Origin of the sequence: Pseudomonas tructae (assembly GCF_004214895.1) — a bacterium.
In the GTDB taxonomy this organism is placed as follows: Bacteria; Pseudomonadota; Gammaproteobacteria; order Pseudomonadales; family Pseudomonadaceae; genus Aquipseudomonas; species Aquipseudomonas tructae.
Genome location: NZ_CP035952.1, coordinates 202684 through 214878 on the forward strand (window position 1 = coordinate 202684; position 12195 = coordinate 214878).

Below are 12195 nucleotides of genomic sequence, written 5' to 3' on the forward strand. Positions count from 1 at the left end.
CTTGCAATAATGGCCACCCAATTTTGTTCTCGGCCTGTCTCGAGGCCTGGAAGGACAACCACCTCTTTCTTCTTCATCAGGTCAGGCCAGCATGACACGCATTCAACCCTCCGCTTCGCCAACCATGTCGCGCGCATGGCGCGCCATTGCCGCGCTGATGTTCAGCCTGGTGCTGGCACCCGCCGCCCTGGCCGATGAGCCGAGCACCGCTGCCGCCACTCCAGCCGCCGCTGTAGCCCCTGCCCCAGCGGGCGCCGAGCAAGCCGCAGCGCCGACCGATCCGGCTGCCGCACCTAGCGCTGCGCCAATCGATGGCCAGGCCGCCAATCCGGCTGACGAAAACGTTGAAGCACTGGTTGAAGACACCAGCCTGGGCATGGCCCACGACCTGTCGCCTTGGGGCATGTACAAGAACGCCGACATCGTGGTGAAGATCGTCATGATCGGCCTGGCCATTGCCTCGATCATTACCTGGACCATCTGGATCGCCAAAGGCTTCGAGCTGATGGGTGCCAAGCGTCGTCTGCGTGGCGAAATCGCCGCCCTCAAGCGCGCCACCACCCTCAAGGAAGCCAGCGACAGCGCCAACAAGGAAGGCACCCTGGCCCATATCCTGGTTCACGATGCCTTGGATGAGATGCGCCTGTCGGCCAATGCCCGCGAGAAAGAAGGTATCAAGGAGCGCGTCAGCTTCCGCCTCGAGCGCCTGGTAGCTGCCAGCGGCCGCAACATGAGCAGCGGCACCGGCGTGCTGGCAACCATCGGTTCGACCGCACCCTTCGTCGGTCTGTTCGGTACCGTGTGGGGCATCATGAACAGCTTCATCGGCATCGCCAAGACCCAGACCACCAACCTCGCAGTGGTTGCCCCGGGTATCGCTGAAGCCCTTCTGGCTACTGCCCTGGGTCTGGTCGCAGCAATCCCGGCGGTGGTTATCTACAACGTTTTCGCCCGCTCCATCGCTGGCTACAAGGCGCAGGTTTCTGATGCCTCGGCCGAGGTCCTGCTGCTGGTCAGCCGTGACCTGGACCACCAGCCAGGCGATCGCGCCGCTGCCCCTCACATGGTCAAAGTGGGCTAAACCATGGGCCTGCATCTGAACGAAGGTGGCGACGACCTCGCCGAAAACCACGAAATCAACGTGACGCCGTTCATTGACGTCATGTTGGTCCTGCTGATCATCTTCATGGTGGCAGCGCCGCTGGCAACCGTCGACATCAAGGTCGACCTGCCAGCCTCGACCGCGAAACCTGCGCCCAGGCCCGAGAAACCGGTGTTCCTCAGCGTCAAGGCTGACCAGAACCTGTACGTCGGCGACGAACAGGTCCAGCGTGACCAGCTCGGCGCCATTCTCGACGCCAAGACCAAGGGCGACAAGGACACCACGATCTTCTTCCAGGCTGACAAAGGCGTGGATTACGGCGATCTGATGGAAGTCATGAATACGCTGCGCGCGGCCGGTTACCTGAAAGTCGGTCTGGTCGGCCTTGAGACGGCAGCCAAGAAATGATCAAGACGCGGCATAAGCTGGCGCGTTACAGCAGTAGTCTGGCGATTGTGCTGGGTATCCATGCCGTTGCCGTGTTGCTGACGCTCAATTGGTCGGTGCCCCAAGCGATCGAACTGCCGCCTGCGGCAATGATGATCGAAATGGCCCCGATGCCCGTACCGGCACCGCCACCTCCACCCAAGGTGGTCACCCCACCCCAGCCACCGGCACCGGTCGAAGAACTGCCGCTGCCGAAGCTGGCTGAGACGCCGAAACCTAAAATTGCCATTGCCAAGCAGGAAAAGCCAAAAGCCAAACCGCAGCCGCCCAAGCCTGAGAAGAAGCCTGAGCCGCAGGAGAAGCCGTCCGACGAGGAAGTGGCCGATACCCCGCCAAGCACCGCGCCAGCGCAGAAATCGGCCGCTCCGGCGCCGAGCATCGCCACCAACAGCAATGCCCTGCCGACCTGGCAGAGCGACCTGCTGCGTCACCTGGCGAAGTACAAGCGCTACCCGGAAAACGCCCGGCGCATGCGCATGGAAGGCATCAACCGCCTGCGCTTCGTGGTCGATGGCGAGGGCAAGATCCTCTCTTACGCCCTGGCCGGTGGATCGGGCAGTGCGGCACTGGATAGGGCGACTCTGGAGATGATCCGTCGCGCGCAACCGGTTCCGCCCCCCCCCAAGGAACTGCTCAACAACGGCAGCATTGAAGTGATCGCGCCTTTCGTCTACTCGCTGGACAAACGCTAACGCTTTGTTTCTGTCACAAACGAGCAAGTCTGATAACGTGCGTCTATCGATTGCAGCCGCTATGCTGGGGCCGCAACTTCATGGACGCACGTTATGACCCTTACAGAATTGCGCTACATCGTCACCCTTGCCCAGGAACAGCACTTCGGCCATGCCGCCGAGCGCTGCCACGTCAGCCAGCCGACCCTGTCGGTCGGTGTGAAGAAGCTTGAGGACGAGCTGGGTGTGCTGATCTTCGAGCGCAGCAAAAGCGCGGTGCGCCTGACCCCGGTCGGCGAAGGCATCGTTGCCCAAGCGCAAAAGGTTCTCGAACAGGCCCAAGGCATTCGCGAGCTGGCCCAGGCCGGCAAGAACCAGCTAACTGCCCCGCTGAAAGTCGGCGCTATCTACACCGTCGGCCCTTACCTGTTCCCGCACCTGATCCCGCAGCTGCACCGGGTTGCCCCGCAGATGCCGTTGTACATCGAAGAGAACTTCACCCACATCCTGCGCGACAAGCTGCGCAACGGTGAGCTGGATGCAGTGATCATCGCCCTGCCATTCAACGAAGCCGACGTGCTGACCCTGCCACTGTACGACGAGCCGTTCTACGTGCTGATGCCCAGCGAGCATCCCTGGACCCAGAAAGAGACCATCGACGCCGGCCTGCTCAATGACAAGAGCCTGCTGCTGCTCGGCGAAGGCCACTGCTTCCGCGACCAGGTACTCGAAGCCTGCCCGACCCTGGCCAAAGGCAGCGACGGCGCCAAGCACACCACGGTCGAGTCCAGTTCGCTGGAAACCATTCGGCATATGGTCGCATCGGGCCTGGGCGTGTCGATCCTGCCGCTGTCTGCAGTGCACAGCCACCATTACGCCCCGGGCGTGATCGAAGTGCGTCCACTGAGCCCTCCGGCGCCGTTTCGCACTGTGGCCATCGCTTGGCGCGCCAGCTTTCCGCGGCCCAAGGCGATCGAGATCCTCGCTGACTCGATCCGTCTGTGCTCGGTCGCCAAACCCGCCGCGAGCCAGTAGGAAAGCGCCATGCCGCAGTTGTCCCAGGTCTCGGTGACCGCACTCAAGGGCGTGGGCGAAGCCATGGCCGAGAAACTCGCCAAGGTAGGCCTGGAAAACCTTCAGGACGTGCTGTTCCATCTGCCGCTGCGCTATCAGGACCGCACCCGTGTGGTGCCTATCGGCGCCCTGCGTCCGGGTCAGGATGCGGTTATCGAAGGCGTGGTCAGTGGCACCGACGTGGTCATGGGCAAGCGCCGCAGCCTGCTGGTGCGCCTGGGCGACGGCAGCGGTGTGCTCAGCCTGCGCTTTTACCACTTCAGCAACGCACAGAAGGAAGGCCTCAAGCGTGGCACCCACCTGCGCTGCTACGGTGAGGCACGCCCCGGTGCCTCGGGCCTGGAGATCTACCACCCGGAGTACCGAGCGCTGACAGGCGACGAGCCGGCGCCAGTGGAACAGACCCTGACACCGATCTACCCGACCACCGAGGGCCTGACCCAGCAGCGCCTGCGCCAGCTATGCCAGCAAAGCCTGGCGCTGCTCGGCCCGCGCAGCCTGCCGGATTGGCTGCCGGAGGAACTGGCCCGGGACTATCAATTGGCGCCGCTGGACGATGCGATCCGCTACCTGCATCACCCACCGGCCGACGCCGATGTCGATGAGCTTGCCGAAGGCCACCATTGGGCCCAGCACCGCCTGGCGTTCGAAGAACTGCTGACCCACCAGCTGTCCCAGCAGCGCCTGCGCGAAAGCCTGCGGGCCCAGCGTGCGCCGGTCCTGCCCAAGGCCAGCCGCCTGCCGCAGCAGTACCTGGCCAACCTGGGCTTTGCGCCGACCGGTGCCCAGCAGCGGGTTGGCAACGAGATCGCCTACGACCTCAGCCAGCCCGAACCGATGCTGCGCCTGGTCCAGGGCGATGTCGGCGCAGGCAAGACCGTGGTCGCCGCCCTTGCCGCCCTGCAGGCACTGGAGGCCGGTTACCAGGTGGCCCTGATGGCACCCACCGAGATCCTCGCCGAACAGCATTTCATTACCTTCAAGCGCTGGCTGGAGCCGCTGGGCATCGAAGTCGCCTGGCTGGCCGGCAAGCTCAAGGGCAAGGCCCGCACCAGCGCCCTGGAACAGATCGCCGCCGGCGCACCGATGGTGGTCGGCACCCACGCCTTGTTCCAGGAAGAAGTGAAGTTCAACAACCTGGCCCTGGCGATCATCGACGAGCAGCATCGCTTCGGCGTGCAGCAACGCCTGGCCCTGCGCCAGAAAGGCGTTGGCGGTCAGCTCTGCCCGCACCAGCTGATCATGACCGCCACACCGATCCCGCGCACCCTGGCGATGAGTGCCTACGCCGACCTGGACACCTCGATCCTCGACGAGCTGCCGCCAGGTCGTACGCCGGTGAATACCCTGCTGGTGGCTGACAGCCGGCGTTTCGAGGTGGTCGAGCGGGTCCGCGCGGCCTGCGCCGAAGGGCGCCAGACTTACTGGGTATGCACCCTGATCGAAGAATCCGAAGAGCTGACCTGCCAAGCCGCCGAGACCACCTTCGAGGAACTCGGCAGCGCCTTGGGCGAATTACGCGTCGGCTTGATCCACGGGCGCATGAAACCCGCCGAAAAAGCCGCAGTGATGGCCGAGTTCAAGCAGGGCAACCTGCAACTGCTGGTGGCGACCACAGTGATCGAGGTCGGGGTCGACGTGCCCAACGCCAGCCTGATGATCATCGAGAACCCCGAGCGCCTGGGCCTGGCCCAGTTGCACCAGTTGCGCGGCCGGGTCGGCCGTGGCAGCACGGCAAGCCACTGCGTGTTGCTCTATCACCCGCCATTGTCGCAGATTGGCCGCGAACGCCTGGGTATCATGCGCGAAACCAACGATGGTTTCATCATCGCCGAGAAAGACCTGGAGCTGCGTGGCCCCGGCGAAATGCTCGGCACCCGCCAGACTGGCCTGCTGCAATTCAAGGTCGCCGATCTGATGCGCGACGCCGACCTGTTACCCGCCGTGCGTGATGCCGCCCAGGCCCTGCTGGCGCGCTGGCCGACGCACGTGAGCCCGCTGCTAGAACGCTGGCTGCGTCACGGCCAGCAATATGGCCAAGTGTGACGCCCGTCCCAGATTGACGCCAGCGCAAGGTTCAAGCTGGTTATACTCATGCGATTGTAAAATTTTGGATACAGGCCATGACTGAAGTTGCTCTGGATACCGCAACCCCCCACGCGCCGTCTGTTATCCGGTTGCTGCTCGGCAAGCTCGGCATTGCCTATCGTGAAGTGCTGGACCATCCGCACCTGCTGCCCGAGCGCAAGGTCCAGGCCGTCTTGCTTGACGATGCCGTGGGGGCCCTGATGGTGCTGTTCCCGCAGGAGCAGTTGCTTGACCTCAGCCGCCTGACCGAACTGACCGGACGCAAGTTAGCCGCCGTGCCACTGGAACGCCTCAAGCACATGCTCGACAAGCACGGCCTGAAGATCCTTCCGGGGATTCCGGCGCTGACCAGCTCACCATGCCTGTACGAAGAAAGCCTGCTAAAGCCCGAGCGCCTGCTGATTCACTCTGGTGAAGCCGGCTTGCTGTTGGAAATTGAGCGCGACGACTTCAAGAAGATGCTCAGTAAAGCCAGCGCCGGTAATTTCGGCGAACCACTGAGCAACATCCGCCCCAACCTCGACCGCCCGGGCGACGACCGCGAAGAGATTACCCAAGCCGTCCAGGCATTTACAGCCCGACGCATCCAGCAACGCCTGGAAAGCACCATCGAGATCCCGCCGCTGGCGGAAACCGCGCAGAAGATCATCAAGCTGCGGGTCGACCCCAATGCCACCATCGACGACATCACCGGCGTGGTCGAAACCGACCCGGCCCTGGCCGCGCAAGTGGTCAGCTGGGCGGCATCCCCCTATTACGCCTCACCGGGCAAGATCCGCTCGGTGGAAGATGCCATCGTGCGCGTGCTGGGCTTTGACCTGGTGATCAACCTGGCCCTGGGCCTGGCCCTGGGCAAGACCCTCAGCCTGCCCAAGGACCACCCGCAACAGACCACACCGTACTGGCAGCAGTCGATCTACACCGCAGCGGTGATCGAAGGCCTGACCCGCGCCATGCCACGAGCCGAGCGCCCGGAATCGGGCCTGACCTACCTGGCCGGGCTGCTGCACAACTTCGGCTACCTGTTGCTGGCACACGTGTTCCCGCCGCACTTCTCGCTGATCTGCCGGCACCTGGAGGTCAACCCGCACCTGTGCCACAGCTATGTCGAGCAACATTTGCTGGGCATCAGCCGCGAGCAGATCGGCGCCTGGTTGATGCGTTACTGGGACATGCCGGACGAGCTGTCCACTGCCCTGCGCTTCCAGCACGACCCGACCTATGACGGCAACTACGCCGCCTTCCCCAACCTGGTGTGCCTGGCGGTGCGCCTGTTGCGTTCGCGCGGGATCGGCTCGGGTCCGCAGGAAAGCATCCCCGATGAGCTGCTGGAGCGTCTGAACCTGACCCGCGAAAAGGCCGAGGACGTGGTCAACAAGGTGCTGGAGGCCGAAGCCATGCTCCGTGAGCTGGCCTCGCAGTTCAGCCAGCACTGAGGTGCAAGCCTGACCCTGGCGGTCAGGCCTTCTTTTTCGGTTTCAGGTACTTCATCAGGCCCTGGAACCAGATCACCAACGCCGGATTGCCCTTGATCTGGATGCTCTTGTCCTGAATCCCCTGCATGAAGGCCAGCTGCTTGTTCTTGGCCTGCAAGGTGGTAAAGCCGAACGCCGCATCCTTGAAGGCGATGGCGAAGGCCGGCGCAGGATGGGTGCCAGATTTGCTGCTGATGCGCAGGTCCTTGACGATGAAATGGCGAGCGGCCTTGCCATCGAGGGTCTGCAGTTGGAACACCAGATCCTTGTCGGCCAGTTGCTGCTGGAAGGCAGGGTTGTTGCGGCTGGCCTTGGCCATCAGCAGGCCCATGGCCCAAAGGAGAAAGCGAAACTTCATATGCACGCCTCGGCTAAAAAGTGACTGGCGAAGCAGTTTATAGTCTCGCTACAAAAACGCCATCGTTCTCTGCGCTTTACGCGACGATAGCCGCTGATGGCCTTGTAACCGGGTGATTCACTGGCGTCTGGCTTTGTTGAGCACGTACAGCAGCAGTTGGTTCGCGCCTATCGCCGCCAGTGCAGTCGTAAACCCCAGCACACTGCAAAACAACGCGCGCAAAGGATGTTGCGGCAACAGGTAGAGCAGGATCGCAGCCGGGATCATCGCGGCCAGCAGCAGCCGCCACTTCAGTCGCAGCACCAGCGCCATCACCAGGTTCATCAACACCACGAAATAGAAGATCAGGTACATGCCCATTCCGATCGCCACACCGCGCGACATCAGCCCGCCCGCCATCTGCCTGTACATCGTCATGCCAGTATTGTGCAGCCACAGGTAAGCGGCAACGGCCAGCAGGTGTACCACCAGGGCAATGGCCAAACGGTAAACCGTGGTTACTGGCATGACTGCGAGGCCTCTTCGGCTACGCCTTTATCACTCAGGCGCTTGATGCCGTCCACGGCGCTATCGCGGTAAGCGCTCGCCTCGAGGGCGGCTTGCTGGTAGCAGGCCATAGCGCGGGCATTGTCCTGCTGGCCAAGCTTGCCCAGCTCATAGGCATAGCCAAGCTCCACCAGCCCTCTGGGTGACTCCAGCTTCGCCGACTGCTGCAAGGCGAGCAGCGCTTTGCCCGGGTTTTGGCAGGTCAGGTTCTCAGCGTATTCTTCGCCGTAGCAAACAAAGTGCGCCAGCATGGCACCAGCGTCGCGCTCAGTGCTCATGGCCGACTCCAGGAGCTGCACGATCGTCGAATCCGGCAGCCGCTCGGCCTCACCCGAAAAAATCAGAATGACCGCCTGTACCGCAGCCTCGTTATTGCCCTTGGCAGCGGCACTGAGCAGGCTGTGGAGGGCAGCGTTCATCAGGTGCCCTGGCATGTCGTAAAGCCCTGCCCTGCCCAGGTCCTCATAGATGCTGGCACGCTCGACATCCAACCCGCCGGCGACCTTCTCCTTGCGTCCGGTGAAGAAGCCTTCCAGGGACCAGTCGTCGATCCGGCTCAACACCCAGCACTGGCCGCGGGTAAAGGTGTAGACCTTGAGAAGCTCACCCTTGCTGTCGCGCAGCACCACTTGCCGTGTGCCCTCCTGTTCGATCACCAGCCCCAGTTCGGCGCGTTTGGCCGGCTGTAGCAACGCCAGGGACGGACGCTGCTCCGGTGGCAGCTTGCGAATCGACACACGCGGTTGCTTGCGCCCAGGGTAGATCCGTTGCTCGATCAGCGGATCGGCTACCAGCGATTGCTGAAGCGCTTCGCTTTTGGCAAAAGCACTGAAGAAAGCGCCGAAGTCGTTGTCGGAGCAGTCCGGCATGTCCACCGGGGCGGCAGCACAGGTTGTCGCCCCGGCCAACAGCGCAAACGAGCAGAACCACTGCCGCCAGGTCAGCATAAAGCCGTTCATGGTTTGCCTCTGTCGATCAGCTGTTGAGTGGGCGTACACCAATAGTCACTCAGACCCAGCCAGTAACTCAGCACATCCCAGATATAACGCAAGGCGTTTTCCGGTTTGCGGCAATCGGCCTGCTCGTCGGCCACCTCGTAAGGTGTGTTACTGATGAAGTAGTTGAGCCAATGAGGCTCCCAGTTGGGCATGGCGATCTCGATATGCCCATCGGCCTTGAACAAACTGATCCAGACGATGCCGACAGTACCGTCGTCTTCGTAGTCGCGCATGTCCAAGGGGGTCTGCGAGAATAGCGGCGTACGGTAAACCTGCTTTTGATTGCTGCGGTCAATGAAACGCAGGTAGGCCAGGTCATCGAATGGCACCAGCCAGCCACCAACCGGCACGTTTTCCATGAGATAACGGCCCGATTCGCTGACCACCCTGACTTCGCCTGGCCGGTCGATCAGTACCCGGATGTTGTGTCCCACCCAAAGTATCAATGCCCCAACCATCGCCAGTACAAAATAGTGACTACGTTTCAAGATTGTTCCTTCTTGAATACATTCATCCGGCCCAGCCAGTGGGCAATCATTATCGCCAGGAAAGTCAGGCCACCCGCCAAGGGGCTAAAGAACATTGTGCGCACCGGGTGTTGCGGCATCAGCCAGTAGATGATCAACGCCACCAGTGCGGCATTGAGCATGAGTTTGTGCTTGAGCCGGGGCACACAGACAATCACCAGGCTGAAAATCACCATCACGTCGAAAACCAGCCAGACGATAGCGCCAGAGGCCACGCCACGGGCGGTGAAGCCACCGTAGACCTGCCTGTAGTAATCGACCCCGATGTCGTTGAGCACCAGGAACAGAAAGCAGGCCAGCGCGTGCGCAACCAGGGCGATCAGCCAGCGTTTGATCATCGGACGTTTCCTTGCAAGGCCTGGCACCAGCTGCGCACATCGTTCCTGTCGAAGCCTGGGCAGTTGTTGTCGCGGGCGATATAGCGATAGGGGTGCACCGCTTCGTAGGTGAAGTGGTAGTAGTTGTGCGCGTCTTGGCCGTACAGCCAGTACGACGCGGAGCCCTGGGAAATCTGGTAGGGCTCGAAGGTCAGCAGCGAGGACTCGGCAGGGATGAAATTGTCAGGCTCCATCCATAACAGCAGCACATTCGAGTACAGCTGCGTGGTCACGCCTGGCAGCAGCAGGAACACCAGCAACGCCAGGGTGAACAATTTGCCTTTGCTCATGCCGGCGGCAGGCTCGCGTAGTAGCCACCCAGCACTTCCATGGCCACCACGGTGGCCAGGCAAATAAAGGTCAGCAGGCGATGCCAGAGCTGGTCACGCCAGCGCCGGTGCAGGCTGGTGAGTATCAATATCAGGCAGACAAATGCCAGGCTGCCAAACAGGTTGCTGTCGGCGGTGCTGGCCAGGTAATTGGGCAGGGTCAGGCCGTCATACATGACATTGCCCTACGCTAGCGGTTACTGCGAATCCTTCGATCTTCATCACGGCCCTCCCTGGACATCTCCCCATCCTTGCGACGGGGGCGGCGTATGCTAGCCAGATGCCAGGGCGGCGGCAATAAAAAACGGGCACCTTGTGCGGTGCCCGTTTTTCACTGCAATCGATCTGTGCGAGGCATCACGGATTGACGCTGTCCTTCAGGGATTTGCCTGGTTTGAATGCAACAGTGTTGCTGGCCTTGATCTTCACCGGCTCGCCGGTTTGCGGGTTTTTGCCAGTGCGGGCACCGCGGTGACGCTGCAGGAAGGTACCGAAGCCGACCAACGTCACGCTGTCCTTGCGATGCAGGGCGCCGGTGATTTCTTCGAGCACGGCGTTGAGCACACGATTAGCTTGCTCTTTGGTGAGATCAGCCTTTTCCGCGATGGCGGCGGCGAGTTCTGGTTTACGCATAGTGAAGCCTCTTTGACGGTTTTTTTGTTGTTATGCCGTGCTGCCCTTCAAGAGCAGCGCCCAAGGCACCGCAGGCTCTAAACTGCGGCAGACGGGAGTGAGAATGGCATGCCCTCAGGGGCCGCGCCAGTCTCTGGGCGGCCATTGTTCAGGCAAAAGCAGGGGAAATCCGACAGAACGCTGGTTATTTACGCCATAAGCGCCGGAAGTTGCCGATTTAGAGCCAGCTTTTCCATGACCGCAGTGCCAGTCAGGGCGTAGCCCAGCAACTGGCCATCAGCATCGTGGCAGAGCACCTTGAGGTCAGCGCCCTGGCCTTCAACACTCCACTGGCCTTCGCGGCCATGGGGCGGGGGCGACACCACCAGTGGGCAGGCCGGGGTTTTCACCGTGACCGGCATCGGCCCGTAGGCAACTGCTGTCGGGTTGCCTGCCAGGGTTTGGGCCAGGGCCCGTGCACAGTTCATCAGCGGCATCACGTACAACAGGTTGAGGCCGTCGACTTCGGCGCAGTCGCCCAGGGCGAATATATTGGCATGCGAGGTACGCAGCTGGCGATCGACCACCACACCACGGTTGACCTGCAACCCGGCTGCCGCGGCCAGGTCGATGCGTGGACGCAGGCCGACCGCCGACACCACCAGGTCGCAGGCAACCACGCTGCCGTCGGACAGGTGCGCTTCAAGGCCCTGGTCCCGGTGGTGCAAGCGGGTCAGCACCGGTCCCAGGTGAAAGCGTACGCCCAGCCCTTCGAGGCCGGCCTGCACGGCACCTGCGGCCAGCGGATGGAGCAGGGTCGGCATGACCTGCTCGCAGGGCGCCACCAGCTCGACCTGATAACCACCCAGGCTCATATCATTGGCGAACTCGCAACCGATCAGGCCCGCACCGAGTATCAGCACCCGTTGCTTGCCGGCCGCTGCGGTGCGGAAGCGGGCATAGTCTTCGAGGTCGTTGATCGGGAAGATCAGCCCGGCGGCATCACCTTCGACCGGTACCCGCACGGTTTCAGCGCCCCAGGCCAGAATCAGGTCGCGATAGGGCACCTGCTCTTCGCCGATCCACAGGCGCTTATGGCCCGGGTCGATGCCGCTGATGCGGGTGTGGGTGCGCACTTCGGCCTTGAGTTGCTCGGCCATGGCACCCGGCTCGGCCATGCTCAGGCCGTCGGCATCCTTGTTCTTGGCGAAACCGGTGGAAAGCATCGGCTTGGAGTAGGAGCGGCCATCGTCGGCGGTGATCAGCAACAGCGGCGTTTCACCGTCGAGCTTGCGAAATTCGCGGGCCAGGTTGTATCCCGCCAGACCCGTACCGACAATCACCACTGGAGCCGTCATGCGCTGCTTTCCTTGAATCAGATTGAATGAGATCAGTTGATTTCGATCATCTCGAAGTCCATCTTGCCGACGCCGCAGTCCGGGCACAGCCAGTCTTCGGGTACGTCTTCCCACTTGGTGCCTGGAGCAATGCCGTCATCCGGCCAACCGTCAGCTTCGTTGTAGATCAGGCCACAAACGATGCATTGCCACTTTTTCATAACGCACTTCCTCAAAAGACTCAGGCTTTGGAG

The 12195-nt window shown here is 62.1% G+C and carries 16 protein-coding genes; 6 read left to right on the forward strand and 10 right to left on the reverse strand.

Going from position 1 to position 12195, the window contains the following annotated elements; genetic code table 11:
• Positions 1 to 91 precede the first annotated feature (91 nt).
• From exbB to EXN22_RS01010, 6 genes are all read left to right on the forward strand, one after another.
• Complete coding sequence (exbB, locus tag EXN22_RS00985) at positions 92 to 1081, forward strand: tonB-system energizer ExbB (RefSeq protein ID WP_130262043.1); 990 nt, start codon at positions 92 to 94, stop codon at positions 1079 to 1081.
• A 3-nt stretch (positions 1082 to 1084) separates the two neighbouring features.
• The gene (gene exbD / locus EXN22_RS00990; RefSeq protein ID WP_045199557.1) at positions 1085 to 1510 is read left to right on the forward strand and encodes a TonB system transport protein ExbD; all 426 of its coding nucleotides are present in this window, start codon (positions 1085 to 1087) and stop codon (positions 1508 to 1510) included.
• A complete protein-coding gene (locus tag EXN22_RS00995) occupies positions 1507 to 2241 on the forward strand; it encodes an energy transducer TonB (protein WP_130262044.1) in 735 nt (244 codons plus the stop codon). Before exbD ends, EXN22_RS00995 begins: the two co-directional genes overlap by 4 nt.
• 93 nt (positions 2242 to 2334) lie before the next feature.
• Positions 2335 to 3255, forward strand: a complete 921-nt coding sequence (locus EXN22_RS01000) for a hydrogen peroxide-inducible genes activator (RefSeq protein WP_130262045.1) — start codon at positions 2335 to 2337, stop codon at positions 3253 to 3255.
• A 9-nt stretch (positions 3256 to 3264) separates the two neighbouring features.
• Positions 3265 to 5340 (forward strand): ATP-dependent DNA helicase RecG, encoded by a 2076-nt coding sequence (gene recG / locus EXN22_RS01005; protein WP_130262046.1) that lies wholly within the window; start codon positions 3265 to 3267, stop codon positions 5338 to 5340.
• 77 nt (positions 5341 to 5417) lie between these two features.
• Positions 5418 to 6818, forward strand: a complete 1401-nt coding sequence (locus tag EXN22_RS01010; RefSeq protein WP_130262047.1) for an aminoacyl-tRNA deacylase and HDOD domain-containing protein — start codon at positions 5418 to 5420, stop codon at positions 6816 to 6818.
• A 22-nt stretch (positions 6819 to 6840) separates the two neighbouring features.
• Here EXN22_RS01010 and EXN22_RS01015 read toward each other — a convergent pair whose 3' ends face one another.
• The 10 genes from EXN22_RS01015 to EXN22_RS01060 form a co-directional block, all read right to left on the reverse strand.
• The gene (locus EXN22_RS01015) at positions 6841 to 7215 is read right to left on the reverse strand and encodes a helicase (RefSeq protein ID WP_130262048.1); all 375 of its coding nucleotides are present in this window, start codon (positions 7213 to 7215) and stop codon (positions 6841 to 6843) included.
• Between the two features lie 117 nt (positions 7216 to 7332).
• A complete protein-coding gene (locus EXN22_RS01020; protein ID WP_130262049.1) occupies positions 7333 to 7698 on the reverse strand; it encodes a hypothetical protein in 366 nt (121 codons plus the stop codon).
• Positions 7699 to 7712: 14 nt separating this feature from the next.
• Positions 7713 to 8720, reverse strand: coding sequence for an SEL1-like repeat protein (locus tag EXN22_RS01025; protein ID WP_130262050.1), 1008 nt, complete (start codon positions 8718 to 8720; stop codon positions 7713 to 7715).
• Positions 8717 to 9247, reverse strand: a complete 531-nt coding sequence (locus tag EXN22_RS01030; protein WP_130262051.1) for a hypothetical protein — start codon at positions 9245 to 9247, stop codon at positions 8717 to 8719. The genes EXN22_RS01025 and EXN22_RS01030 overlap by 4 nt, the downstream gene beginning before the upstream one ends.
• Positions 9244 to 9624, reverse strand: coding sequence for a hypothetical protein (locus EXN22_RS01035; protein ID WP_130262052.1), 381 nt, complete (start codon positions 9622 to 9624; stop codon positions 9244 to 9246). The genes EXN22_RS01030 and EXN22_RS01035 overlap by 4 nt, the downstream gene beginning before the upstream one ends.
• On the reverse strand, positions 9621 to 9953 hold the full coding sequence (locus EXN22_RS01040; protein WP_130262053.1) for a hypothetical protein: 333 nt from the start codon (positions 9951 to 9953) through the stop codon (positions 9621 to 9623). Before EXN22_RS01040 ends, EXN22_RS01035 begins: the two co-directional genes overlap by 4 nt.
• Positions 9950 to 10168: a hypothetical protein gene (locus tag EXN22_RS01045; RefSeq protein ID WP_130262054.1), complete on the reverse strand. Its 219-nt coding sequence runs from the start codon at positions 10166 to 10168 to the stop codon at positions 9950 to 9952. Before EXN22_RS01045 ends, EXN22_RS01040 begins: the two co-directional genes overlap by 4 nt.
• Before the next feature lie 181 nt (positions 10169 to 10349).
• Positions 10350 to 10625, reverse strand: a complete 276-nt coding sequence (locus EXN22_RS01050; RefSeq protein WP_003213368.1) for an HU family DNA-binding protein — start codon at positions 10623 to 10625, stop codon at positions 10350 to 10352.
• Positions 10626 to 10813: 188 nt separating this feature from the next.
• Entirely contained in the window at positions 10814 to 11962 is a 1149-nt protein-coding gene (locus EXN22_RS01055; RefSeq protein WP_130262055.1) for an NAD(P)/FAD-dependent oxidoreductase, read from the reverse strand.
• Between the two features lie 32 nt (positions 11963 to 11994).
• On the reverse strand, positions 11995 to 12162 hold the full coding sequence (locus EXN22_RS01060; RefSeq protein ID WP_038997996.1) for a rubredoxin: 168 nt from the start codon (positions 12160 to 12162) through the stop codon (positions 11995 to 11997).
• Positions 12163 to 12195 lie beyond the last annotated feature (33 nt).